The following is a 25,244-nucleotide window of genomic DNA, read 5'->3' as shown; positions in this document are numbered from 1 at the left end:
TACAGCGTCAGCGGAAAATCACTCCATCGCCACTTTCACCGCTTCCCCCAGTTTGACCATCACCTCTTTATGCTTCTCAATCGGCGGCAGGGCGCAGTTGATCCTTAAGCAGTTGCGATACTTCCCGGATGCTGAAAACAGCGATCCCGGCGCGACCTGGATCTTCAGCCGACACAGCTGCTTGGCGACGCAGACCATATCTACCTGCTCCGGTAGCTCGACCCACAGCATAAAGCCGCCTTTCGGTCGGGTGACGCAGATGCCGCAGGGGAAAAACTCCCGCAGCCAGCAGGTGTAGATCTCCATATTACGCTGATAGATCTGCCGCATCCGCCGCACGTGGCGGTGGTAATGGCCTTCGCGAATAAAGTTACAGGCCGCCAGTTGGGTGGAGGGGACGTTAGTGCCGCTGGCGGCGTACTTCATCTGCAGCAGACGATCGTAGTAGCGCCCGGGGGCAATCCAGCCGATGCGCAGGCCGGGGGCGATGGTCTTGGTAAACGAGCTGCAAAGTATCACCCGACCGTCGATATCCCATGAATGAATCGTGCGCGGGCGCGGGTATTCGGTCGCCAGCTCGCCGTAAATATCATCCTCGAAAATCACGATATCGTGGCGCTGGGCAAGGGACAGCACCGCGCGTTTGCGCGCGTCAGGCATGATGTATCCCAGCGGATTGTTGCAGTTAGGCACCAGGATCACCCCTTTGATTGGCCACTGATCCAGCGCCAGTTCTAAGGCCTCGATGCTGATCCCGGATTCCGGATCGGTTGGGATCTCAATGGCTTTCAGCCCCAGGCCGCGCAGTATCTGCATGGTGCCGTAGTAGCAGGGGGATTCGACGGCGACAATATCGCCGGGATGACACACCGATAGCAGCGCCAGCGATAATGCGTTGTGGCAGCCGCTGGTGATCAGCAGATCGTCGGCGGTGACGACTGACCCGCCGTCGAGCATCAGGCGGGCGATCTGTTCGCGCAGTTCGCGACGCCCGGCCAGCTCGTCGTAGTTAAGCACTTCGCTGAGGTTGTGCTGAATTGCCCGGCTCAGTTCGCGCCAGATAGGCTTAAGGCTTGGTTGGGTGACGTCCGGCGAACCGCCGCCAAAGGTGATGATCGATTTATCGTTGCGCGCATCGAGCATGGTCAACACCTGGTCCCACTGGGTGATCTCCACCGGGCGCTGCACCGGGCGCGACATCGGCGGCACCGGCGCCTGGGCTTTGCGCGGGGCGACGAAATAGCCGGAGCGCGGCTGCGGCACGATCAGCTGTTGCTGTTCCAGCGTCTGGTAGGCCTGCTGAACGGTACTAATGCTGACGCCATGCTCCTGGCTCAGGCTGCGCACCGACGGCAACTTTTCGCCGTGGCGATACAGACCTTGTTCGATACGCTCAGCCAGCAGGCTGGCCAGATGTTGATAACGGGTCATGCTGTATCCTTAATTATCGCCATACAGATAGATAAACCAGTACAGATGGCGGTCAAAAATGGGGCATGGTGTACGTTTTAGCCAATCTGTATGTTAAAGAAAAGTGTTTTGTGAATCTGTATTGTTCTGGCCCGGATCCGTGAAGATAAAGCCTCTGGCAAGGCGAGGAGGTAGAGGATGGAATTTCACGAGAATCGGGCAAAACAGCCGTTTATCGGCTGGGTATTTCTGGTGCGAGCGATTAAAAAATGGTGGCTTCGTGGGCAAACGCGCAAAATATTGCAGCGAATGAGCGACGAACAGCTGAAAGATGTCGGGTTGCGCCGGGATCAGATTAATTAAAAAGTGCGTTTTGTAGCCCGGTAAGCGTCAGCGCTACCGGGGAATTACATTCACAAAATTTATCAATTGATGCTTCTACATCCTTCGTTTCTTGATACTTACCCTGATAAGTATTATTTTCCCCACAGCTAAGTGAGGAAAGTAACATGACCGAAGACGAACTGTTTGCCCGCCGCCCGATGGGGATGCGCATGGCGATGGTGGTGCGCCAGTGGCGCGCGATTATCGACAGCGCCATTACCGATACCGGCCTGACCCAGTCAAGCTGGACGGTGCTGATGCAGCTGCATCAGCTGGGGTGCAACGTCTCGGTAAGCGAACTGGCGGAAGTGCAGGGTATTGAACTGCCGCCGCTGATGCGCACTCTCACGCAGCTGGAAAAGCAGGGGTATCTACTGCGCTCAACATCGCCATACGACAAGCGCATCCGCCTGCTTACGCTGACGGCAGAAGGCCGTACCATCCTGGAAAAGCTGAACCGCGTCATTGAGACTTATCAACGGCGCGTGACGGAAACCATCCCCGATGCGGATCTCGACACCTTCAGCGCCACGTTAAATCAAATCGCCTGCAACTTGCGGACAATCCGCGAAGAAGATAACAAGATCTAAAACACTATGATGACGCCAGAACAAAAATTTGCCCGCTGGGTAAGGGTAAGTATTGCCGCTTTCCTGGTGATATTCGCCTGGTTTATCGTTGCCGATATCTGGATCCCACTGACCCCGGACTCCACCGTGATGCGCGTGGTGACTCCGGTCTCGTCGCGGGTCTCCGGCTACGTCTCGCACGTCTACGTGCACAACAATAGCCAGGTGAAAAAGGGCGATCTGCTGTATGAGCTCGATCCCACGCCATTCATTAATAAAGTTGAAGCGGCGCAAATCGCCCTGCAACAGGCCAAACTGAGCAACCAGCAGCTGGATGCGCAAATCGCCGCCGCTCGCGCCAACCTGCGCACCGCGCAGTACACCGCGCGTAATGACAAAGTCACTCTCGACCGCTACCAGCGCCTGAGCACCATGCAAAACGTGTCGCAATCGGATCTCGATAAGGTGCGCACGACATGGCAGACCAGCGAACAATCGGTCAGCGCCCTGAATGCGCAGATTCAGAACCTGCTGATCCAGCGCGGCGAGCGCGACGACAAGCGCAACGTGACGCTGCAGAAATATCGCAACGCGCTGGAAGAGGCGCAGCTCAACCTCGGCTGGACCCAGGTGCGCGCTGAGACCGACGGTATGGTCAGCAACCTGCAGCTTAATCCGGGAATTTACGCCACCGCCGCTACCGCCGTGCTGGCGCTGGTTAACAACAATACCGATATCGTCGCCGACTTTCGTGAAAAAAGCCTGCGCCATACGGCGGTGAATACCGACGCGGCGGTGGTTTTCGATGCCCTGCCGGGTAAAGTGTTCCCGGCGCACGTGACCAGCAGCGACGCCGGTATTCTTGCCGGTCAGGAAGCGGTGAATGGCCAACTGTCGCAGCCTGAGCAGTCTACCCGCTGGGTGCGCGATGCGCAGCGCATGCGGATTCACGTCGCGCTGGATCAACCTCTGGATAAGCCGCTGCCGACCGGCGCCCGCGCCACCGTCCAGTTGTACAATAGCGACGGCCCCTTCGCCCGCACCTTTGCCGGCCTGCAGATCCACCTGGTGAGCTGGTTGCACTATGTCTATTAACACCCTGGCGCACGTCTTTACCCCGCACGGCAATATCGTCTATACGGCCAATGATTTTCGCCAGACGGTACGCATTGCCGTTGCCGGGACCATCGCGCTGAGTATTTCGACCTTCTACGACGTGCAGTACGGCGTGTTTTTCGTCGTTTATCCGCTGATGCTGATGTCGCTGGTGCCGGTATTCAACCGCCACGTCGCCCGGCAGTTTGTGTTCAGCGCGGCGGTCAATTGCGTCGAAATGGTGCTCATCGTTGGCTATCTGTCGCAGTGGCCGGTGATCATGACGTTAGTTGTGTTCGGTCTGTATGTGATGCGCTTTCGCTTCATGAGCCAGGGGCCGCTGTTCCTGCTGGGGTCGATGGGCGTGGTGTGCCAGAGCACGATGCTCAATTTTATGAGCTATCCCACCAGCAACTGGCACACGCTGATGTTCTCCAATATGGAGGCCTGCGTGATGGCGGTGGCGCTGAGCGCGCTGCTGCACTATTTGATCCCGGATGTTGAACCGCGTAAGCCGCCGCCGCGCATAGAGAAAGACGCCGCGCGGATCCGTCATGAATCGCTGCTTTCCGGCACGGTTGCGACCATTATCTTTGTGATCTTTCAGATCTGCGATCTGAGCGATTCGCTATCTGCGCTGATGGCCGGGGTACTGATCCTGTTCCCGATGCATTATCGCGGCGCGGTAATCAGCTCGATCTGGCGTGTGGCGGGGGTGGTACTGGCTTGTCTGTACATTCTGGTGGTGCAGCTGATTATCTATGATTTCAGCAACCACATGATCCTGATGATGCCGTTGATTGGTCTTGGTCTGGCCTTTAGCGCCCGCCTGCACGTGATGGAAAAAGTGGGCGCGGGCGTGGGATTCGCCAGCATCACCACTATCGGTATTATGTTTGGCCAGAATCTGCATCCGAATCAGGATCTGGTGTTCAGCGATCTGTACCGTATTACTTCAGTCACGGTATCGCTGGTGGCGACGCTGACCATGGTGTTTCTGGTCCATCGGGTACTGAACTGCTTCGCGCCGACGCGTTTTGTAGTGACCGATTAATCCTCCTGCGGGAAGCGGGCGATGCAGCGCCACGCTTCCCCGTTTTGCTGATACAGCGCCGCAGTATGCCCGGCGATTATCCAACTTCGCGCTGTTTTTTCGCTCCCCTCAATCAATACGCACAACCCGCAGCCGCTGCGCAGCTGGCGGGGAATATCCTTCACCTCGAAGGTCATCGCTGCCGCCTGCAGGGCTTTGCGCATCCGCACGACGCCCGCCGTTGAATGGAATAAGAATAGATATTTGCTCATCCGCGCCTCCGCTGGCGCTGGCCGATCAGCGCCGCGCCGATTGCCCCGGCAAACTGGGCGTCGGGATGGGTCGCGACCGGCATGCCAACATGTGTCTCCAGCATGCGGGCGAAGGCGGCGCAGTGGCTGACGCCGCCGGTAAACAGCAGCGGTCCCTGCGCCGATAAACGGCCAATAAAGTTCGCGCTGCGCCGCGCCATGGCATTGATAACTCCGGCCAGAATCGCCTCCGGGGCAACCCCCGCGGAACGCAGGCTGATGACTTCCGACTCGGCGAACACCGTACACATGCTGGTGATGGCGTGCGGTTCTACACCTTCGGTAATGGCGTCCAACTGGTCGACGCTGGCGCCGAGGGTCCGTGAAATCACTTCCAGAAAGCGCCCGGTACCAGCGGCGCATTTGTCATTCATCAGAAAATCACTGAGGTTGCCCTGCGCATCCAACTGAATGACTTTGCTGTCCTGGCCGCCGATATCAATCACCGTGCGGGTTTCCGGCGCCAGCAGGCGCGCGCCGAGCCCGTGACAGGAAATTTCGGTGACCTGTTTATCGGCAAAATCGACCAACTGGCGACCATAGCCGGTGAGGGTTAAGAAAGGCGTTGCCGCGAGGTCCGCGCGCAGCGTCTCCCAGGCATCATGAATGGCATCGGCGGGGCGAAAGGGCGTCGGGCTGAGGAAACGGCGCACGATGGCGCCGTTTGCCAGCAGGATGCCTTTGGTGGCGGTGGAGCCGGAATCAATACCTACCGAGTAGATCACGCTTGCTCCTTATAGCATTTCGATAAACGCGGCGACGCGGGTACTGAGCTGGCCGAGATCCGCCGTCGAATAATCGGTCTCGATCGCGATATAAGGAATGTCGTGCCGCTGGCGAACGTGACGCTTAATCGCCAGCGATTCCACGGCGTAGGTATGGCAAGCCTGCAGAATGACATCGACCACGCCGTCGGCCTGGTATTCCTCAACCATCTGGCTTAGCAATTGCAGGCGCTGGTCGTTAGGTGAAATACAGGAGCAGCCGATGGCGAGATATTTATCGGTTAAGGCATCGTAGACGTCGCCATCTTCCGCCACGCAGCGCTCGGTGGCCTTCGCGCCGGTACAGTTCTCGTAGCCCACCACCCAGCCGCCGTTTTCTTCGATAGCGCGGACGACTTTTTCCGCCGCGCCGCCGATCGGGCAGCCGGTGATCAGAATGCGCGGGCGGGAGGCTAACCGGTTTCCCTCCTGCCATTGTCGGCGGATGTTTTCCGCTATGGCATTGAGTTCGTCAATCAATGCGGTTTTGTCGAAGCGGAAGGTGGCGCCATAAACCACCTTTAAAATATCGCCGCCGCTAAGCGCCGGCGGATTGAGCTGCCCGAGGCGATAGAAGTTGGCCAGCGCGCGGCGTTCGCGATTTTTCAGTACGATGGCTTCACGCAGCGCCGCTTCGCTAATGGGCGTGGCGAAGCGGGTTTCAATCACCTGCTGCAGACGCTTGATCTCCGCTTTCCACAACGCGCGGGAGGCGGCGTCGCTGGCGCTGTTCGGCAGTTGCATTACGTGTACCGCCTTGAATTCGGCCATGTACTCGTACATCTTCTTTTTGCCGTCGCAGGTGGTTTCGCCGACCACCAGATCGGAGAAATAAAAGTAGGGGCATTTATCGGTTTTGCCGAAGCCGTAGCTGCTTTTAATCAGCGGGCAGAGATTGCGAGGCAGGTCTTTCTCCGCCTCTTCAATGGTTTCATCAGAAGTGGAACACAGTGAGACGACCACGGCGCCCGCCGCCATGGCTATCTCCTGGGGCATAAAAGTGCAGTAGGTACCGACCAGCGGCACGTTCTGCTCTTTGAGTTCCATTACGCTGAGAAAGCCTTTCTGGCGAGCTTCTGAGAATTGATCGAAGAGGGTGGGTAGTTCGGTGATAAGCGACATGATTTTCCTTCCCCGTACACGGGAGATGATGAAAGAGTCGCCATTATAACCATGTTATTTGTGTGTATTTATTGATCTCCCGCCCATCCTGACGGCGTTAATAGACCTTCTTTAAATTCAGGATTGCCGGGCTTCGATGACCGCCTCTGAACGCTGGCGCAAATTACGGAGTAACCCTGCCAGACAGCAGGCGGCGACGATCCCGGCGGCTACCGCCAGCAGGTGGAACGGTAATCTGCCGCCATGGAACCACAACCAGCGCGCGCCTTCAATCGATAACGCGCTGACGCTAAGGATCACGATATTCAGCGAGGCGGACACGGTACCTTTCGGCAAGTCGTTGGAAAACAGGGTAAAGCGGAACAGCGTCGGGAAAATCAGCCCGATACCGAAGGCGTAGAAGCAGGTGCCGAGCACCGACCACAGCCAGACGTGCGGCCACGTCAGATTACCGATAATCAGGATCGCCAGACCAACCATCTGGATGGGCACGGCGCTTAACACAAAGCGCGGGCGAGTCGGGTCTTTCACCCAGCGCGCCACCGACAGATTAGCGATAATGACAGCGCTGAAGACCGGCACCTGGCTCCAGGCAAACTCGCTGGTGGTGAGCCCGCCGGCGTCCATTAAAATCACCGGCGATACCGCCACCCAACTCATCAGCGGAATATAGCTCAGCGCCAGCGTGGCGGCGCCGAGTAAAAAGATGCGGTTGCGGAAGACGTCGCGAAAATCGCGCACCACGCCGAGTGGGCTGAATGGCACGTCGCCGCGACGCACCGTCTCCGGCATGTTAAACAGTAAACCCAGCCAGGCCACCAGCCCCATCGCGGCGATAATGCCAAACAGCGCTTTCCAGTGGATAAAGTGCATCAGCGCCGCCCCGGAAAGCGGACCGACGATCGGCGCCACCAGCACGATGGAGGTAATCACCGCCATCAGCTTGATCGACCGCTTTTCGTCATAGGCCTCCTGCACGGTGACGTAGCCGACGGTGGCGATAAAACAGATGCTGGTGCCCTGCACAAAACGGGCAATCAGGAACTGGGTCATTGAGGTCGTCCACAGGGTGGCGAAGCAGGCGAGGGTAAAAATCAGCGCGCCGCTCAGCAGTACCGGTCGGCGGCCAATACGATCGGATAGCGGCCCCAGCAGCCACTGTAGCGCCATTCCACCGGCCATATACAGGCTCACCGAGGCCGGAGCCAGCGCCACATCGGCGTTAAAATCCCGCACTACGTGCAGGATCCCCGGCTGGATGAGATCGGTGGTCAGGTAGGCGGAAAAATCGTACAGGATCAGCGCCATCGGAAAGAATAGCGATGCGCAGTAGCGGGCGCTCAATCGCGAAATCCATGACATAACCTTCTCCTTGCCGTCGGGTATTCATCGTTAGAATGGTTATGATGCTACCATTGTCAGCCGATATGCAGATGCAGCAGGGCCGGAATTTGCGATAACAGCCACAGGCCGAGGCCGATAGTGCCGCCGACCAGCGTGCCGTTGATGCGAATAAACTGCAGATCCTTGCCGATGTTGAGCTCGATCTGGCGCGACATATCGCGCGCGTCCCAGCTTTTGACCGTATCGCTGATATGGCGAGTGAGGAAAGCGGAGAATTCCGGTGCCACCCGATGCGCTGCCTGCTCCAGATGCTCATTCAGCGATTCACGCAGCGCGTCGTCGCGCACCAGCGTTTCGCCGAACCACTGACCGGCCTCGGCGATCCGCTGCTTGATGCGCGAATCGTCACTGCTGATATCGTTTTTCACCCAGCCGCGCAGATCCGCCCACACCTCGCCGAGATAGCGATTAAAGGTCTCATCGTTTTTCAGATACGCTTTGATGTTATCGGCTTTTTGCGCCATTTGCGGATCGGATTTCAGATTGTCGATAAGCTTCTGCGCCGCGCGGTCAAAGGCCTGGCGAATCTGGTGGCTGCGGTCCTGAGTGACCTCATCGAGCAGCGTATTTACCGCGTCGGTGACCATTTCGGCGCTGTGCTCGCCAAGCCACTCGGTGGGTAACAGTTTGGCCTTCAGCGGGTGTTCGGTCTCCAGCCAGTGCACGATACCGCGGGCGATAAAGGCGCGTGAGCTGTCGCGCTGTAGCAGGGCGATCAGCTGGCTTATTAGTGAATCCAACAGCTTTTGATGACGGTTATCGCGGGTTAGCCCCTCCAGCATCATGGCGCTGGTCTGCGTCAGGTCGACCTTATCGATAGCCTTGTGCACCGCGCGCCGCAGCAGACGCTGAATACGGGTATCATCGGTGAGCTCGAGAAAACCGCTCATCACCTGTAGCAGATGTTGGCCCACACGGCGGGCGTTTTCGGGCTGGCTAAACCAGTTACCGAGCATCAAGGCCGGTTCGTAGCGGCGAATCAGCGCCACCAGTGAGGGAGTATCAAGAAACTTCTCCTGCACGAAATGGCCAAGATTATCGGCGATACGGTCTTTATTACGCGGGATGATCGCCGTATGGCGGGCGACAAACGGCAGCGGAATTCGGCGAAACAGGGCCACCACCGCAAACCAGTCGGCCAGCGCCCCGACCATCGCCGCTTCGGAAATAGCCTTCAGCGCGCTGACCCACGGCGTCGGCGGTAGCAGCAGCGTAGTGATAAACAGCGCCGCCGCAATCAGCAGCAGCGACAGCGCCAGCAGTTTGGCGCGTTTTAATTCAGCGAGTTTTTCCATAAGGTTAAGCATATAACCTGACGGCGAGGTCATGCAAAAATCGGCACAACTTCCTGTACGCGCGGATCAATTTTACTTAGCGGTTACGCTAATGACAGGCAGCTAAAAACGCTATTTAATTATTTGCTGCAAACTGGCAACGTGCGCCGCTTCGGCCGGTTTATTCGCGAAGTCGCGCATCGGGTTCCTCAGCATAGGGAGAGATTGATGACCATCGCCGAAAGATTACAGGAAGTTGGCCGCAGAAAAGGCAAACGTGAAGGGCGGCTTGAAGGATGGCAAGAAGGGCAGCACGCCGAAGCGCAGCGAATTGCGAGGATGATGCTTGCCGACGGTATTGCACCTGAAACCGTACTGAAGATCACCGGTCTGGCTGCCGAAGAGATAGCCACGTTACCACATTGATAAAGCCGTTATGCCGGGGCGCCCTCAAGGCGCCCTTGCTATCCATTCTCATGGAATATTCCGGATATACCTAACTTTACCCGCATCGTCAGCCATCTCGACTACCCTTAATATCCTTAGCGGCATTTTTGACTGCGTTAATAGCGATAACAAGGAGACATGCGATATGGCTTATCAGACAGTGAATCCTGCGAATAACCAGCTAATTAAGAGCTACCCCGCACACAGCGATGCGGACGTGGAGGCAGCGCTGCAGAAGGCAGATGCGCTTTATCATTCTGCGTGGGCGAAAGGCGATATTGCGCAGCGTCTGCCGGTGCTGCATAAGCTTGCCGACCTTATCGACAGCCGGACGGAGGAGCTGGCGAAAATCGCCAGCCAGGAGATGGGCAAGCTCATTAAACAGAGCCGCGGCGAGGTCAAACTCTGCGCGCAGATTGCCCGCTATTATGCCGACAACGCCGAACGGTTCCTGGCGCCGGTGAAGTATCCCTCCGACCTTGGCGAAGCCTGGGTTGAACACCATCCCATCGGCGTCTTAATGGCGGTGGAGCCGTGGAACTTCCCCTATTACCAGTTAATGCGCGTGCTGGCGCCAAATCTGGCGGCCGGTAATCCGGTTATTGCTAAACATGCCAGCATCGTTCCGCAATGCGCCGAGACCTTCGCGCATCTGGTGCGCGAGGCTGGCGCGCCGGAAGGGGCGTGGACCAACCTGTTTATCTCCCAGGATCAGGTGGCGAAAATCATCGCTGACGATCGGGTGCAGGGGGTGGCGCTGACCGGCTCGGAAAAAGCGGGCGGCATCGTGGCATCGCAGGCGGCGAAACATATTAAGAAAGCGACGCTGGAGCTGGGCGGCAACGATGTGTTTGTGGTACTCGACGATGCCGATCTGGAACGCGCGGTGAAAATAGGCGTACAGGCGCGGCTGAACAACGCCGGGCAGGTTTGCACCGCCGCTAAACGCTTCATTCTGCATGAAAAAATCGCCGAGTCGTTCCTGAGCAAGTTTAGCGATGCCTTCCGCCAGGTGAAGATCGGCGATCCGCTCGATGAAAGCACCACCCTTGGCCCGCTCTCGTCGAAAGAGGCGCTGGAAACCTTAAGTAAACAGGTAGATGAGGCGGTGAAGTATGGCGCCAAATTACACCTCGGCGGCAAGCCGGTTTCCGGCGAAGGTAATTTCTACGAACCCACCATTCTGACGGGAATTACCCGTGAGAACCCGGCGTACTTCGAAGAGTTCTTTGGCCCGGTGGCGCAGATATACGTGGTGAAAGACGATGATGAGGCGATTGAGCTCGCCAACGACTCTCACTACGGCCTGGGCGGCGCGGTGTTTAGTCAGGACATTGAGCGGGCGAAGCGTATGGCCTCGGGGATTGAAACCGGCATGGTCTATATCAACTGGTTAACGGATACCGCGCCGGAGCTGCCTTTTGGCGGCGTGAAGCGCTCCGGCTTTGGCCGTGAGCTTTCCGACCTCGGTATCAAAGAGTTTGTGAATCAGAAGCTGGTGGTCGTTCGCCGCTAAACCATCCATCATGAAGTATCCCTCTCCCATCGGGGGAGGGATTCTTCCTTGCGGCGGCTATTTACGGAGCCCGGCAAACGCGGCGCGGATTTCTTCTTCCGGCAGTTGAATGCCGATAAACACCAGCGTGCTGTGCGGCGTTTCATCACCCCACGGGCGATCCCAGTCGGCGCTGTAGAGGCGCTGCACGCCCTGGAACAGCAGGCGATTTGGCTCGCCGTCGATCCACAGCATGCCTTTATAGCGCATCAGTTGCTCGGCGAAGGAGAGCAGCAGGTTTTCCATCACCCGTGAGACTTCACTGATATCCACCGGATAGTCGAGCTCGACCACAATCGACGAGACGTCGTTTTGTTTTTCCGCCACAAAATGAAAGCGCGGTGTGGCGCTGACAACCTTCTCTTCCAGCATAAAACCGCTGGTATTAAAGAGCAGGCTTAAATCGATATCGCCGTGGATGACGGTATAAATCGGCGCCCGCGCGTTGATGCGCGCCAGCCGTTCGCGCAGCTTTTCGGTGTCGCCGGCGACATCGGTTTTGGTTAACAGAATCCGGTCCGCGTAGCCGACCTGCGACTGGGCAATGGTAAACTGATCCATCTGCTGGTCGGCATGGACGGCGTCGACCAGGGCAATCACGCCGTCCAGCAGATAGCGTTCGCAAAGCACCTCGTGGGAGAAAAAGGTCTGAATAATCGGCCCTGGGTCGGCCATGCCGGTGCATTCAATCACCAGTCGGTCGAAGGCAATCTCGCCGCGATCGCGGCTGTCGAGCAGATCGAGCAGGGCATCTTCCAGTTCGTTTGAGCGCGTGCAGCAAATACAGCCGTTGGTCAGGGTTTTAATCTGCGTGGCGCGGTCGCCGATCAATTGATCGTCAACGGACACTTCGCCAAATTCATTTTCAATCACGGCGATTTTGAAACCGTGCTGCTCATTAAGGATGTGGCGCAACAGGGTGGTTTTTCCTGCGCCGAGAAAACCGGTTAATAGGGTGACTGCAATCGGTGCCATTATTGCCTCCATTAACAGCAGCGTACGCCGCCTTTGCCGTCGCCGCCGTAGCGGGCCTGCTGGCGTTCGCGGAAGAATTCTTCATAAGTCATGTACGGCTGATCCGGATGGTTGGTTTGCATATGGGTGACGTAGTTGTCGTAATCCGGAATGCCGATCAGCATTTTCGCCGCCTGACCGAGATATTTTTTTGCCTGACCTAAGTTACCAAACATTGTAAGTTCCAGATAACGAATAAAGCCGGATGGCGACTCGCGCCTTATCCGGCCTACGTTAATGTGCTTTTTGTAGGCCGGATAAGCGTAGCGCTATCCGGCATCAGGATTAATGATGTGACGAGGTCTTCACGCCGCCTTCCGGTACCGGCACGTACGGAGTCTCTTTATCGGTACGCACCTTATTGTTGCGGACATTGAGCCAGGTTTTGATGCCGTAGAAGATGATGCTATACACCACCACCAGGAACAGAATGCTCAGGCCGGCGTTGGTGTAGTTGTTGACCACGATATGGTTCATGTTGGCGATCTGCTGTGCGGTCAGCTCGCCGCCGGCGGCAATCTTCTCTTTATACTGCTGAGCCATAAAGAAGAAGCCTTCCATCTGCGGGTTGCTGCTGAACAGCTTCAGGCCCAGCGCCCAGGTGGTACACAGCAGCAGCCACGCAGCCGGGATAACGGTGACCCAGATATATTTGGTGCGCTGCATCTTGACCAGCACGACGGTGCCAAGCACCAGCGCCACCGCGGCCAGCATCTGGTTAGAGATACCGAACAACGGCCACAGGCTCTTCACGCCGCCCAGCGGGTCGACCACGCCCTGATACAGCAGGTAGCCCCACAGCCCGACGCAGCCGGCGGTACCGATAATACCGGCGACCAGCGAGTCGGTTTTTTTCAGGAACGGCACGAAGTTACCCAGCAGATCCTGCAGCATAAAGCGGCCTGCGCGGGTACCCGCATCCAGCGCGGTGAGGATAAACAGCGCTTCAAACAGGATACCGAAGTGGTACCAGAAGCCCATATCCGCCATCGGGATGATTTTATGGAACACATGGGCGATACCAACGGCCAGCGTCGGTGCGCCGCCGGCGCGGTTCAGGACTGAAGGTTCGCCGATATCTTTGGCCGTCTGCAGGATCTGCTCTGGTGAAATTACGAAGCCCCAGGAGCTGACGGTCGCCGCCGCGTGGACGGTGACTTCTTTCAACTGCGCTGCGATCATCGCCGCGTTTTCACCGCCCATTTCATGCAGGTTTGGCATGACGATGCCAAGGCCTGCCGGCGGGGTGTTCATCGCGAAGTAGAGGCCCGGTTCGATAATCGAGGCCGCAACCAGCGCCATGACTGCAACAAAGGATTCCATCAGCATCGCGCCGTAGCCGATAAAGCGGGCGTCGGTCTCGTTGGCCAGCAGCTTCGGCGTGGTGCCGGAGGCGATCAGCGCGTGGAAACCGGAGACCGCGCCGCAGGCGATGGTAATAAACAGGAACGGGAACAGCGCGCCTTTCCACAGCGGGCCGGTACCATCAATGTACTGGGTCACTGCCGGCATTTTCAGGTCCGGGTTGAGGATAACGATCCCCAGCGCCAGGCCGACGATCACGCCGATTTTCAGGAAGGTGGCCAGATAATCGCGCGGCGCCAGAATCAGCCATACCGGCAGCAGCGCGGAGATGAACGCGTAGCCAATCAGGGTAAAGGTGATAGTGGTATCTTTAAAGGTCAACGCCGGGCCCCAGTACGGGTCGTGGGCAATGATGCCGCCGAACCAGATAGATGCCACCAGCAGCACGATACCGATCACCGAGACTTCACCCACGCGCCCTGGACGCAGGAAGCGCATGTAGATACCCATAAACAGCGCGATAGGCACCGTCGAACAGACGGTAAAGACGCCCCACGGGCTTTCCGCCAGCGCTTTCACCACGATGAGCGCCAGTACCGCGAGGATGATGATCATAATCAGGAAGCAGCCGAACAGGGCGATAGAACCCGGTACCGGCCCCATTTCCTGTTTAATCATCTCGCCCAGCGAAGCGCCGTTACGCCGCGAGGAGATAAACAGCACCATGAAGTCCTGTACCGCGCCCGCCAGCACCACACCGGCCAGCAGCCAGAGGGTGCCCGGCAGATAACCCATCTGCGCGGCCAGTACCGGGCCAACCAGCGGGCCGGCCCCGGCAATGGCGGCGAAGTGGTGGCCAAACAGCACGTAGCGGTTGGTCGGCACGTAGTTCAGGCCATCGTTATTAATGACCGCCGGCGTCGCGCGCGTTGGGTCAAGCTTCATCACCTTCTGCGCGATATACAGGCTGTAATAACGGTAGGCGACGAGGTACACGGAAACCGACGCGACGACGATCCACAGGGCACTGACGTGCTCACCGCGGCGCAACGCGACGACTGAGAGGCAAAATGCCCCGATGATTCCGAGAATCACCCAGGGTATGTGCTTGAGTAGTTTTTTGGTATCCATAGTAAAACCTGGCGTTAATTAGATTAATAATTGGCCGAAGCCGTCTGGTTTTGTGTTTGGGTTGGTGGAGGTATTGATTAGCTAGGCTGCCTCCGATCTTGCCAGAACGCCGCGCGCGTAAAGTTGGGTAAATCGGTGAGTGGTTATATGCGGGGTTAAGCGGTCGCTAGCCGGGGTAAGCGGTTGGCTATGAAGTGAGCAAGAGGGAAATATGTGATTGAGATCACGGGGTATTGTCGTGTGTCGCGAGGCATACCTGCGTCAGAATATATCAATTTAAACTCATTTTTCTCATTTCATAATGACTTCACACTTTACATCGGTTACTGAAATATATTCACTGATCCGATGAAAATAGCCTGCCATTGATGAAATTCCCGCTGAATTATTTTTGCGGTGATTGCCTTGTTAATATGAGTTGATATTTATACACGTTTGAATGTATTTAAAGGTTATAACTTTTCGTTGTATCCAACATGGATGGCTTTGGCTTTAATAATAATGAATAAATGGAGTTTAATTCATAAGGTTTTTATTATCTCTGCGCTGCCAGTGTGGGGATACGCCGCGCCTGGGGATACCGAACGTGAGCAGCAGTTCATCAACCAGCAGCAGCGCCAGCAAGCCTTGGAAAGTCAGCTCGCGCCTCCGTCACCGGATATTCATTTATCAGCGGAAGAAATAAATGTCGATGATGGTTTATTTCCCGTGGAACAACCTTGCTTTGCTATTTCTCAGGTTATTTTGCAGGGCGCTGAAGCCTTACCGCATTGGCTTCCGCTCCAGCGCCAGACAAATAAAGCGATTGGGCGTTGTCTGGGAGGGAAGGGCATTAATCTATTGATGGCCCAGTTGCAGAATATATTAATCGATCGCGGTTATATCACCAGCCGGATCCTTGCCCCGCAGCAGGATTTAAAAAGCGGTGTTTTGCGCCTGGTGGTGATGCCGGGTTATATCCGTGAAGCCAGACTTACGGAGGACAGCGATGATTATCTGTGGCTGGCGAGCGCGTTTCCGGCGACTGACGGGAAACTACTGGATCTGCGCGATATTGAACAGGGGCTGGAAAACTTGCAGCGCCTGCCGACGGTACAGGCCAGCATGGAAATTGTTCCGGGCGAAACGCCGGGGCAAAGCGATATTGTTATTAACCGCCGACAGGAACGCTTCTGGCGCGTTGACGCCTCGCTCGATGATTCCGGCTCTAATGCCACCGGCCGCTATCAGGGTAACCTGACGCTATCACTGGATAACCCGCTAGCCTTAAGCGATCTTTTTTACCTTTCCGGCTCACATAACCTCGATGGCAACGGCGGTAAATCCTCAAAGAACCTGACCGGCCACTATTCGATCCCGCTGGGCTACTGGCAGCTCGGATTAACCGCCAGCCAGTACGATTACGTGCAAACCGTGGCGGGGGCCAACGGCGATTACCAGTACAGCGGTAAAAGCAAGAACGTTGATTTCCAGATGAGCCGCGTACTGCACCGTAGCGGTAGTCAGAAGACCACGCTTAGCGCCGATGTGTTAGCCCGCGAGCAGCGCAACTTCATTAACGACACCGAGATTGCCGTTCAGCGGCGGCAGACGGCGGCCTGGAAGCTTGGTCTGCAGCATCGCCATTACCTGGGCAACGCCACTCTCGATGCCGGAGCGAGCTATCAGCGCGGTACCCGCTGGTTTGGCGCTCAGCCCGCGCCGGAAGAGCAGTGGGGAGAAGCAACCGCCCTCAGCAAAATCCTGCAATTCAATGCTCAGCTCAATTTGCCTTTTGCCCTGGGCGGGCAAAATTTTCGCTTTACCAGCCGCTATCAGCGGCAGATGAGCAGCACGCCGCTGACTTCGCCGGATATGTTTTCCATCGGCAACCGCTGGACGGTACGCGGCTTTGACGGCGAGCGCACCCTGACCGCCAGTCACGGCTGGTACGTACGTAACGATATCGCCTGGTCGACTCCGTTGCCGGGGCAGGAGTTTTATCTGGGGGCGGATTACGGCGAAGTCGGCGGCGCAGGCAGTGAAACGCTGGTAGGCAAACACCTCGCCGGGGGCGTGGCAGGGCTGCGCGGCCAGTACCAGCGCGCCAGCTACGACCTGTTCGCCGGTATCCCTTTAGCCAAACCCGATGGCTTTAAAACCGACCCGGCGACTTTTGGTTTCAGCGTCAGCTGGAACTACTGACTATACTCACGCGCCGCCCGGCGGCGCGTGCTGTGCACATGGACGATCTTCCGCGCCGCGGTGGACAACGGATGACGAGTAACGGCAATGAATAAACGCTTTTATCGAATCGTATTTAATAAGGCTCGCGGGATGCTGATGGTGGTGGCGGAAACGACCCGCTCTCATCGGGCGGGCGTGTCGCCGCAATCCGGCGCCGACGCGCGAACCGGGTCGACGCTGGCGTCCACCCTGGCGCCGCTGGCCTTTAGCTTTCTGCTCGCTTTTTCCTGTCTCACTCCGGCTCAGGCAGCGATTGTCGCCGATAACCATGCGCCCGGCGGCCAGCAACCGCAGATCGCCAATAGCGCCAATGGCACGCCGCAGGTCAATATTCAGACACCGAGCGGCGCAGGCGTTTCACGCAACGTCTACAGCCAGTTTGATGTCGATGGGCGCGGCGTGGTGCTGAATAACAGCCACGCTAACACTTCAACCCAACTGGCCGGGATGGTCGCCGGCAACCCGAATCTGGCGAAAGGGGAAGCCAGAGTGATCCTCAACGAGGTGAATACCCGCGATCCGAGCCGGCTGAATGGCTATATCGAGGTTGCCGGACAAAAAGCGCAGGTGGTTATCGCTAACCCTGCCGGAATTAGCTGCGATGGCTGCGGGTTCATCAATGCTAACCGCGCGACACTGACGACAGGCCAGGTGCAGTACGGTAACGGGCAGATTAGTGGTTATGATGTCAATCGCGGCGAAATTATCGTACAGGGCGGCGGCCTTGATGCGAGCTCGGTAGACAGTACCGACCTGCTCGCCCGCGCGGTGAAAATCAACGCCGGGGTTTGGGCGCAGGAGCTAAAGGTCACCGCAGGGCGTAATCAGATCGATGCGGCGCACACCCGAACGACGGCAAAATCAGCCGACGGCAGTGCGCCGCCAGCGGTGGCGATAGACGTCAGCGCCCTGGGCGGGATGTACGCCCATAAAATTCGTCTTGTCGGTACCGAGCGCGGCGTAGGCGTTCACAATGCCGGCAATATCGGCGCGGCGGCGGGGGACGTAGCAATCAGCGCTGATGGCTCGCTCAGCAACAGCGGCGTGATTCAGTCCGCGCAGAATCTGCAACTGTCCGTTAAGGGCGATCTTCACAACCAGGGCCAGCTGTACGCCGGAAAAGATAGCGTGGTGACGGCCAGCGCGACGCTAACCAATGACGGCATGATCGCCGCGCAAGGCGATACGCGGATTGCCGCCAACGCTTTGCGTAGCGCGCAAAACAGTACGCTCGCCGCCGGATTAAATAGCGATGGTTCTACCGCCAGCAGCGGCGCGCTGACGCTGAATAGCCAGAGCTCGCTGGCGCTGAATGGCCGCAATATGGCGGCAGGAACGCTGACGGCCCAGGGCAGGACGGTGGATCTTGATAACAGTCGAACCTCGGGGGCGCGGATCGTGGTCAGCGCCGCGTCCGGCGATATCACCACCCGAGATGCGGTGGTGGCGGCCAGCGAAAAACTGCAGTTGGCCGCCAGCGGCAAACTCAACAACCACAGTGGCCTGTTGACGGCCAGCCAGCTTGAGCTGAAAGCAATGGCGCTGGATAACCAACAGGGCGTAATCCAGCAGACGGGCGAGGACGATCTACGCCTTGATTTTCGCGCGGGGTTGGATAACCGCGGCGGTGAGATCGCCAGCAACAGCCATGCTTTGACGCTCAGCACCAGCCAGTTGCTCAATCAAAACGGAACGCTGCTGCATACCGGCAGCGGCGGCATGTCTATTACCAGCGAAGGCGCGCTGGACAATGGCGAAGGCACTATTGCCGCTAACGGCAATATCGTTTTGCACTCCGATAACATTAATAATCGCAGCGGTAAAATCAGCACGACGCAGGGCAATGCTCAGCTCACTACGCGTCATGAGCTGGAAAATTCGCAAGGGAATATCGTTGCTGGCGGCAGCCTTTCTCTACAAGTGGCCAGCCTTCGGAACCAGCAGGGGCAAGTGATTGCGGCGCAGGGCGACATTCAGCTCACTGCGCGCCATGGGGTGGATAACTCGCAGGGGAATATCATCGCCAGCGGCGATATCCAACTCCAGGCTGAAAATCTTACTAATCGTCACGGGCAGATAGGCACGGCGCAGCGGGGCAGCGTCAACCTGACGACGAGCGGTTTACTGGATAACCAGCAGGGCACAATTACCGCCTTTGATGCCCTGGGTATTCAGAGCGCCACCGTTGATAACCGGCAGGGAGAACTGCAGTCCGGCGGTAATCTCAATATCACCATTCACAACCGGGGGCTGGATAACCGGCAGGGGCAGATCGTCTCCGCCGCCGCTCTGGAAATAGCAGGCGTCAACCTGGCGCTGGCTAATACGGGCGGGACGTTACTTGCCGCGAGCAAACTTAGCCTCGATGCCGATTCCCTCAGCGGCGATGGCGAGGTGCTCTCTCAGGGCGATATGTCGCTCACGTTGCGTCAGGCGTTTCATAACGCCGGGAGGATCATCGCCAACGGCAACCTGCAGTGGAATCTCTCCGGACTGGGGCTGATTAATCAGGGGGTTATCAGCGCCGGCCGGGCGCTCAATCTCTATGCGGCAAAGCTGGATAACCGTCAGGAAGGTGAAATCAGCGCTGGCGAGAACCATTTGACGGTCAGCGGCGAGTTGGTCAACCGGGGGCTGATTGACGGTGGTTTAACCCATATTGTCGCCACGACGTTAACCAATATCGGCAGCGGGCGCCTGTACGGCGACGCCATCGCGCTGCAGGCGGCAACGCTGACTAACGCCGCGGAGAACGGCGTGGCGGCGACGATTGCCGCACGGGCATCGCTGGCAATGGGCGTCGGCACGCTCAATAACCAGGATCACGCGCTAATCTACAGCGACGGTACGCTCGCCATTGGCGGCCAGCTTGCCGAAGACGGTTCGCTCAGCGGCCGGGCGGGAGTGTTTAATAACCACAGCGCAACGCTTGAGTCCGCCGGTGATATGGCGCTCGATATCCAACAAATCAATAACTACAACGACCATCTGGTGACGAAAGATGTGATGGTCGAGCAGTCATGGCGCCATGAAGCGGCGCTGAAAGGATCGGTACAGCGCTTCGACTGGTCGCTGGTCGATACCAGCTATAAAAACAAATACGGCGTTCACGACGCCATCATGCCGGACGGAAGCCGCGGCGATGAGTTCTATGAATACCAGTACCAGCGTACCGTTGTGGAAACGCAGGTGGTGGAAAGCGATCCTGGCAAAATCCTCTCCGGCGGCCAGCTCATCATCAACAGCGATAAGCTGAATAACTACGATAGCCAGATTATCGCCGGAGGAGCGCTCGGTGGCGTGATTGGCGAACTAAACAACGTCGCCACGACCGGCAAACGGGTGACCACCGACGTCGGCACCCAGACCCGTTGGTATGAGAAAAAGACCAGCCGCCCGTTTGGCGGCACCAAAACCAGCCAGGGGAAAAAAAGCAGCGAATATGAACCGACGCCGACGGTTCAGACCATCGATTTGCAAACCATGAAGTGGCAGGGCAATACCCAAATTGATGGCCATAGCGGTGTGATTAATCCGCGCGATCGCGCCGATGAAACAGGCGAAATACCCGCCGGACGACTGGTGGAAGTGACGCCGGTTAACGCTGACGGAACGGTTATTCGCGTCGTCACGCCGGATACCCGGCTTCCTGTCAGCAGTCTGTATCAGATCGACCCGCAGGCTAAAGCAGGCTATCTGGTGGAAACCGATCCGCGTTTTACCAACGGTAAAGCGTGGCTCGCCAGCGACTACATGCAAAATCAGCTGGGCGTTGATCAGGCGATGAAGCGGCTTGGCGACGGCTATTACGAACAGCGGCTGGTGCGTGAGCAGATCGTTAAGCTGAGCGGCGGGCGCTACCTGCAGGGCTACAGTAACGATGAAGAGCAGTACCGGGCGCTGATGGACGCGGGCGTCGCCTTCGCCAAACAGTACAACCTGACGGTCGGGGTGGCGCTGACGCCAGCGCAGATGGCGCTGCTGACCAGCGATATGGTCTGGCTGGTCGCCAGAGAGGTCACGCTAACGGATGGCTCCGTGCAGCAGGTGCTGGTGCCGCAGGTTTACGCGCGGGTTAAAGCGGGCGATCTCGATGGCAGCGGCGCGTTGCTCGGCGGTGAAAACGTGGCGTTCAGCGTGAGCCGTGATGTGACCAACAGCGGGCACATCCAAAGCCGCGGCGTGACGCAGCTAACCGCGGAAAACATTCATAACAGCGGCTATATCGGCGGCAACCAGCTCACGCTAAACGCGCGTACTGATATCAACAATATTGGCGGAACGCTGCAGGGCGGCGATAGCCTGATCGCGCAAGCCGGGCGTGATATCAACAGCGCCAGCACCCTCGGCGGCGGCCCGGGTAACATCAGCCTCGATCGGCCCGCGGGGATTTATGTCCAGAATGAAAACGGCCAACTGGGGCTGCAGGCGTTACATAACATTAATCTGACGGCAAGCATGGTGAGTAACAGCGCGGCGGGCAGCCAGACGCAGATTATCGCCGGCAACGATCTCAACCTGCAGACGCTCGCCACCACCCATAGCGAAAGCGGAAGCTGGGAGAAAGGCAACGATCGTTCCTTGACCCAGCGTAGCGATATCGGCACGCAAATTAACGGCGGCGCGGTGGCGCTGTCCGCCGGCCACGATATGAATGCCCGCGCCGCCAGCGTGACGGCGACCAGCAGCCTGACGGTTGCCGCCGGCAATGATATTAACCTCAGCAGCGGCGAGTCCTCATGGCACCTGACGGAAAACAGCCATCAAAGCAGCAGCGGCCTGCTGGCTCGCCGCTCGCTCACCACTCACGATGAAGTGTGGGCGCAGAACGCCATCGGCAGCAATTTTAGCGGTGACAGTATTGTGATGCAGGCCGGGCGCGACCTGCTGGTGTCCGGCAGCAGTGTTGCCGGCACCCAGGACGTCAACCTTGTGGCGGGGCGTAACCTGACCATCACCACCGCCGAGGAGAGTCGCCAGGAAAACCATCTACGTAAAGAGAAACATAGCGGCTTTTCCGGCACCGGCGGTGTCGGCTTCAGCGTCGGCAGTTCGTCGCTGAAAGCCACCGACGTAACGACGGCGTTGAGTAGCGCCGCCAGTACCGTCGGAAGCTCACAGGGCAACTTGAGCCTGAGCGCCGGTAATGTATTGACGGTTCAGGGATCTGACCTGGTGGCCGGCAACAATATGGCCTTGACCGGTAAAACCGTAAATATTCTGGCAGCGGAAAACCAGAGCACCCAGACCCATACCGTGGAGCAGAAAACCAGCGGCCTGACGCTGGCGTTATCCGGGATGGTGGGCAGCGCCCTTAATACCGCGGTTTCTAGCGCCAACCAGGCCAGCACCGAGAGCAATGGCCGTCTCGCCGCGCTGAGCGGGCTGCAGTCGGCATTATCGGGCGTACAGGCGTATCAGGCATCGCAGATGCAGACTGCGGATTCCAGTCCGGAGAGCATGATAGGGATCAACCTTTCCTGGGGTAGCCAGTCCTCGAAATCCACTCAGCGACAAACGCAGAACACCAGCCGCGGCAGCAGCCTGATGGCCGGCAACAATCTCAGCATTATCGCCACGGAGACGGATATCAACGTTGAGGGCAGCCAGCTGCAGGCCGGCGGCAGCGCGTTGCTCAATGCCGCGCGCGATGTGAATTTATTCTCTGCGGAGAACGCCAGCACCCTGAGCGGTAAAAACGAGAGCCATGGAAGTTCGTTTGGCGTCGGTATTAACTTCGGGCAGGGCGCGAACGGGCTGACGGTCAGCGCCAGCGCCAACGCCGCGAAGGGCCACGAGAAGGGCAACAGCCTGACGCATAACGAAACGACCTTCAGCGCCGGGGAGCGGGTGACTATTGTCAGCGGTCGCGATACGACGCTGACCGGGGCGCAGGTGAGTGGCCATCAGGTGACAATGGACGTCGGGCGTAACCTGACGCTGAGCAGCGAGCAGGACAGCGATAACTACGATTCGAAGCAGCGTAGCGGCAGCGTGGGGGCGAGCGGCAGCATGGGCGGTGGTTCGGGTTCTCTTAACCTGAGCCAGAGCAAAATGCACAGCACCTGGGCGTCGGTGGAGGCGCAGACGGGGATTTTTGCCGGCGAGGGTGGTTTTGATGTGAAGGTGGGCGGGCATACGCAGCTGAATGGCAGCGTGCTGGCGAGCACGGCGGCGGCGGAGCTGAACCGGCTGGATACCGGGACGCTGGGTTTCCGGGATATTAAAAACTATGCCGAGTACAGCGTGGAGCAGCAGAGCGCGGGGGTGAGCACGAGCGGTAGCGTGGCGGGGCAGTTCCTCGGGAATGCGGCCAGCGGCCTGCTGATGGGGGCGAACGGCAGCGGCAGCGACAGTTCGCTGACGCGGGCGGCGGTGAGCGAGGGCAGTATCGTTATCCGCGACGGCGCGAATCAGCAGCAGGACGTGACGGGGTTAAGCCGGGATGCGGCGCATGCGAACCAGACGCTGAGTCCGATATTTGATAAGGAGAAAGAGCAGAACCGGCTGGCGACGGCGCAGAAGATAGGTGAAATCGGGCGCCAGGTGAGTGATGTGCTGGTGACGCAGGGCAAGCTGAACGCGCAGGCGGCGCAGAGCGACCCGGCGGCGCGGGCAGCGGCGCGGGCGAAGCTGGTAGCGGGAGGGAATGCCAGCCCGAGCGAGGAGCAAATCAGCGCGCAGGTGAGCCGGACGGCGACGGCGGACTACGATACGGGCGGAAAGTACCAGAAGGTGGCGCAGGCGGTAACGGCGGCGATGCAGGGTCTGGCGGGTGGCAACCTGGCGCAGGCGGCGAGTGGCGCAGTGAGTCCGTATGTGGCGGAAATCATTCACAGCCAGACGACGGACAGCGCGACGGGTAAGGTGAATGTGGAAGCCAATGCGATGGCGCATGCGGTGTGGGGAGCGATAGCGGCGGCATCGGGAAATAACAGCGCGCTGGCGGGAGCGGCAGGCGCGGTGAGCGGCGAGCTGCTGGGGCGCTGGATAGCGGCGGAATATTATCCGGGTGTTAAGACAGAAGAGCTGTCGGATGAGCAGAAGTCGACGATAAGCGCGCTGAGCACGCTGGCGGCGGGACTGATGGGGGGGCTTAGCGGAGGCAGCAGCGCGGATGCGGTGGCGGGTGCGCAGGCCGGGAAGAACGCGGTGGAAAATAACCTGATGGGTGGGAACGAATGGAGCCAGGGTGAGAGAGCCAGAGAGCATGGCGCAGATGTTCTCTCATGTGCAGATAACCCGTCTGGTGAAGCCTGCCAGCGAGGAATTGCTGAGAATAAAGCTTATGCAGGTGCGTTGGCTTCAGCGGGGCTAATCTATCTGCCGGGAGGAATGCAGATTACTGGCGCGATAGGCGGAACGGCAAATGCGGGAATTCAGTATCTTATTAATGGAGAAGTTAATCCAACGGACGTGCTCATTGCGACGTATGTTGGAGCTTTTACCAGAAATACAGGATTAAAGGGAACAATGAGCTGGAACGCGGCAGGTGGTGCAACATCCAGCTATCTGAAAGGGGATAATCCTTTTACAGGTGGCTTAATTAATGGTTTGGCCTCTGGGATGGGCTATGGTGCAGGTAAACTGGTTGAATTGCCGTTTGATAAAGTCCTTAATCCAATGAAGCCATGGAAAGACTGGATCTGGACAGATGTCGGGATGGGAATATCCAAACCGTTGCCGATTAATCCAGTACCAGGTATTGCTGGTAATGCCGCGGGTAGTGCGGTGACAGAGATCCTCAATGATCAAGCGGGTAAAACAGGTGTGAAATTACAAAAAGGGAACCAAAAATGAATAGAAAATCTTGGTTCTTTATTTTTTTCTATCTATTTTTTGCTTGCAATGTAGCAATGATCGTATTGTTTTTAATTATATACGTGCTCATTAGAGGTTACCTCTTATTGGTTTACCACATCCCATTTGAGCTGATTTGGAGTGATACATGGAAGTATACAAAAGCTGCATGTTTCACAGGGGCGTTGATAGCTACTGGTTGTTGGTGGATTTATTACCAGGGCTACAAGAAAAATCGTAATAGGTAGCGGGAGGGAATGCCAGCCCGAGCGAGGAGCAAATCAGAGCGCAGGTGAGCCGGACGGCGACGGCGGACTACGATACGGGCGGAAAGTACCAGAAGGTGGCGCAGGCGGTAACGGCGGCGATGCAGGGTCTGGCAGGCGGCGAGTGGCGCAGT

General features: G+C 57.8%; 16 protein-coding genes and 1 pseudogene. 8 read left to right on the top strand and 9 right to left on the bottom strand.

The features are described from left to right. Positions 1-18 precede the first annotated feature (18 nt). On the bottom strand, positions 19-1,431 hold the full coding sequence (locus tag ABLU78_RS10130) for a PLP-dependent aminotransferase family protein (RefSeq protein ID WP_020079716.1): 1,413 nt from the start codon (positions 1,429-1,431) through the stop codon (positions 19-21). Positions 1,432-1,608: 177 nt separating this feature from the next. Here ABLU78_RS10130 and ABLU78_RS10125 point away from each other — a divergent pair, with 177 nt between their 5' ends. The 4 genes from ABLU78_RS10125 (at position 1,609) to ABLU78_RS10110 (ending at position 4,512) form a co-directional block, all read left to right on the top strand. Continuing rightward, complete coding sequence (locus ABLU78_RS10125; protein ID WP_015368455.1) at positions 1,609-1,773, top strand: DUF1127 domain-containing protein; 165 nt, start codon at positions 1,609-1,611, stop codon at positions 1,771-1,773. A 146-nt stretch (positions 1,774-1,919) separates the two neighbouring features. After that, positions 1,920-2,384 carry a MarR family transcriptional regulator gene (locus ABLU78_RS10120; RefSeq protein ID WP_015368454.1) on the top strand — a complete coding sequence of 155 codons (465 nt, stop codon included), beginning with the start codon at positions 1,920-1,922 and terminating at the stop codon, positions 2,382-2,384. A gap of 6 nt (positions 2,385-2,390) precedes the next feature. Next, positions 2,391-3,458 (top strand): HlyD family secretion protein, encoded by a 1,068-nt coding sequence (locus tag ABLU78_RS10115; RefSeq protein WP_015704273.1) that lies wholly within the window; start codon positions 2,391-2,393, stop codon positions 3,456-3,458. Next, positions 3,448-4,512: a DUF2955 domain-containing protein gene (locus tag ABLU78_RS10110; protein WP_045365322.1), complete on the top strand. Its 1,065-nt coding sequence runs from the start codon at positions 3,448-3,450 to the stop codon at positions 4,510-4,512. The genes ABLU78_RS10115 and ABLU78_RS10110 overlap by 11 nt, the downstream gene beginning before the upstream one ends. Here the strand turns inward: ABLU78_RS10110 and ABLU78_RS10105 are convergent. The 5 genes from ABLU78_RS10105 to ABLU78_RS10085 all read right to left on the bottom strand — a co-directional run bounded on the left by ABLU78_RS10105 (position 4,509) and on the right by ABLU78_RS10085 (position 9,399). Then, positions 4,509-4,763 carry a DUF3343 domain-containing protein gene (locus ABLU78_RS10105; RefSeq protein ID WP_045411641.1) on the bottom strand — a complete coding sequence of 85 codons (255 nt, stop codon included), beginning with the start codon at positions 4,761-4,763 and terminating at the stop codon, positions 4,509-4,511. The genes ABLU78_RS10110 and ABLU78_RS10105 overlap by 4 nt on opposite strands. Further along, entirely contained in the window at positions 4,760-5,527 is a 768-nt protein-coding gene (yjiL, locus tag ABLU78_RS10100) for a putative 2-hydroxyacyl-CoA dehydratase activator YjiL (RefSeq protein ID WP_048230062.1), read from the bottom strand. The genes ABLU78_RS10105 and yjiL overlap by 4 nt, the downstream gene beginning before the upstream one ends. A 9-nt stretch (positions 5,528-5,536) precedes the next feature. After that, complete coding sequence (locus ABLU78_RS10095) at positions 5,537-6,688, bottom strand: double-cubane-cluster-containing anaerobic reductase (protein WP_048230063.1); 1,152 nt, start codon at positions 6,686-6,688, stop codon at positions 5,537-5,539. A 117-nt stretch (positions 6,689-6,805) separates the two neighbouring features. Beyond that, positions 6,806-8,050: a multidrug efflux MFS transporter MdtM gene (gene mdtM / locus ABLU78_RS10090; protein ID WP_020079709.1), complete on the bottom strand. Its 1,245-nt coding sequence runs from the start codon at positions 8,048-8,050 to the stop codon at positions 6,806-6,808. 56 nt (positions 8,051-8,106) lie between these two features. After that, a complete protein-coding gene (locus tag ABLU78_RS10085) occupies positions 8,107-9,399 on the bottom strand; it encodes a DUF445 domain-containing protein (protein ID WP_162866938.1) in 1,293 nt (430 codons plus the stop codon). Between the two features lie 57 nt (positions 9,400-9,456). Here ABLU78_RS10085 and ABLU78_RS10080 point away from each other — a divergent pair. Both ABLU78_RS10080 and ABLU78_RS10075 read left to right on the top strand, forming a co-directional pair. Beyond that, positions 9,457-9,792: pseudogene (locus ABLU78_RS10080) on the top strand (ISNCY family transposase); the annotation flags it as partial. 166 nt (positions 9,793-9,958) lie between these two features. Next, positions 9,959-11,329, top strand: coding sequence for an NAD-dependent succinate-semialdehyde dehydrogenase (locus ABLU78_RS10075; protein ID WP_048230064.1), 1,371 nt, complete (start codon positions 9,959-9,961; stop codon positions 11,327-11,329). 57 nt (positions 11,330-11,386) lie between these two features. Here the strand turns inward: ABLU78_RS10075 and yjiA are convergent, their stop codons facing one another. The 3 genes from yjiA to ABLU78_RS10060 form a co-directional block, all read right to left on the bottom strand. Further along, on the bottom strand, positions 11,387-12,343 hold the full coding sequence (gene yjiA, locus ABLU78_RS10070; protein WP_015368442.1) for a GTPase: 957 nt from the start codon (positions 12,341-12,343) through the stop codon (positions 11,387-11,389). Positions 12,344-12,354: 11 nt separating this feature from the next. Then, complete coding sequence (locus tag ABLU78_RS10065; RefSeq protein WP_002887451.1) at positions 12,355-12,558, bottom strand: YbdD/YjiX family protein; 204 nt, start codon at positions 12,556-12,558, stop codon at positions 12,355-12,357. 109 nt (positions 12,559-12,667) lie between these two features. After that, positions 12,668-14,818, bottom strand: coding sequence for a carbon starvation CstA family protein (locus ABLU78_RS10060; RefSeq protein WP_015368441.1), 2,151 nt, complete (start codon positions 14,816-14,818; stop codon positions 12,668-12,670). 501 nt (positions 14,819-15,319) lie between these two features. Here ABLU78_RS10060 and ABLU78_RS10055 point away from each other — a divergent pair. Together ABLU78_RS10055 and ABLU78_RS10050 are read left to right on the top strand one after the other, a co-directional pair. After that, positions 15,320-17,002, top strand: a complete 1,683-nt coding sequence (locus tag ABLU78_RS10055; RefSeq protein WP_048230067.1) for a ShlB/FhaC/HecB family hemolysin secretion/activation protein — start codon at positions 15,320-15,322, stop codon at positions 17,000-17,002. 87 nt (positions 17,003-17,089) lie between these two features. Further along, complete coding sequence (locus tag ABLU78_RS10050; protein ID WP_072060216.1) at positions 17,090-24,844, top strand: hemagglutinin repeat-containing protein; 7,755 nt, start codon at positions 17,090-17,092, stop codon at positions 24,842-24,844. Positions 24,845-25,244: the final 400 nt, after the last annotated feature.

Origin of the sequence: Klebsiella sp. JN_Kp122, from assembly GCF_040062085.1 — a bacterium.
Classification (GTDB): Bacteria; Pseudomonadota; Gammaproteobacteria; order Enterobacterales; family Enterobacteriaceae; genus Klebsiella; species Klebsiella aerogenes.
The sequence above is the reverse complement of the archived record's forward strand: the minus strand, read 5'-3'. Positions and strand labels throughout refer to the sequence as shown.

Bases quoted from the DNA above. Each gene is read 5' to 3' on its own strand.
- ABLU78_RS10110 (WP_045365322.1), top strand. From the start codon at position 3,448: ATGTCTATTAACACCCTGGCGCACGTCTTTACCCCGCACGGCAATATC.
- ABLU78_RS10105 (WP_045411641.1), bottom strand. From the start codon at position 4,763: ATGAGCAAATATCTATTCTTATTCCATTCAACGGCGGGCGTCGTGCGG.
- ABLU78_RS10055 (WP_048230067.1), top strand. From the start codon at position 15,320: ATGAATAAATGGAGTTTAATTCATAAGGTTTTTATTATCTCTGCGCTG.
- ABLU78_RS10120 (WP_015368454.1), top strand. From the start codon at position 1,920: ATGACCGAAGACGAACTGTTTGCCCGCCGCCCGATGGGGATGCGCATG.
- ABLU78_RS10050 (WP_072060216.1), top strand. From the start codon at position 17,090: ATGAATAAACGCTTTTATCGAATCGTATTTAATAAGGCTCGCGGGATG.
- ABLU78_RS10075 (WP_048230064.1), top strand. From the start codon at position 9,959: ATGGCTTATCAGACAGTGAATCCTGCGAATAACCAGCTAATTAAGAGC.
- ABLU78_RS10115 (WP_015704273.1), top strand. From the start codon at position 2,391: ATGATGACGCCAGAACAAAAATTTGCCCGCTGGGTAAGGGTAAGTATT.
- ABLU78_RS10095 (WP_048230063.1), bottom strand. From the start codon at position 6,688: ATGTCGCTTATCACCGAACTACCCACCCTCTTCGATCAATTCTCAGAA.
- yjiA (WP_015368442.1), bottom strand. From the start codon at position 12,343: ATGGCACCGATTGCAGTCACCCTATTAACCGGTTTTCTCGGCGCAGGA.
- ABLU78_RS10085 (WP_162866938.1), bottom strand. From the start codon at position 9,399: ATGCTTAACCTTATGGAAAAACTCGCTGAATTAAAACGCGCCAAACTG.
- ABLU78_RS10060 (WP_015368441.1), bottom strand. From the start codon at position 14,818: ATGGATACCAAAAAACTACTCAAGCACATACCCTGGGTGATTCTCGGA.
- ABLU78_RS10065 (WP_002887451.1), bottom strand. From the start codon at position 12,558: ATGTTTGGTAACTTAGGTCAGGCAAAAAAATATCTCGGTCAGGCGGCG.
- mdtM (WP_020079709.1), bottom strand. From the start codon at position 8,050: ATGTCATGGATTTCGCGATTGAGCGCCCGCTACTGCGCATCGCTATTC.
- ABLU78_RS10130 (WP_020079716.1), bottom strand. From the start codon at position 1,431: ATGACCCGTTATCAACATCTGGCCAGCCTGCTGGCTGAGCGTATCGAA.
- ABLU78_RS10125 (WP_015368455.1), top strand. From the start codon at position 1,609: ATGGAATTTCACGAGAATCGGGCAAAACAGCCGTTTATCGGCTGGGTA.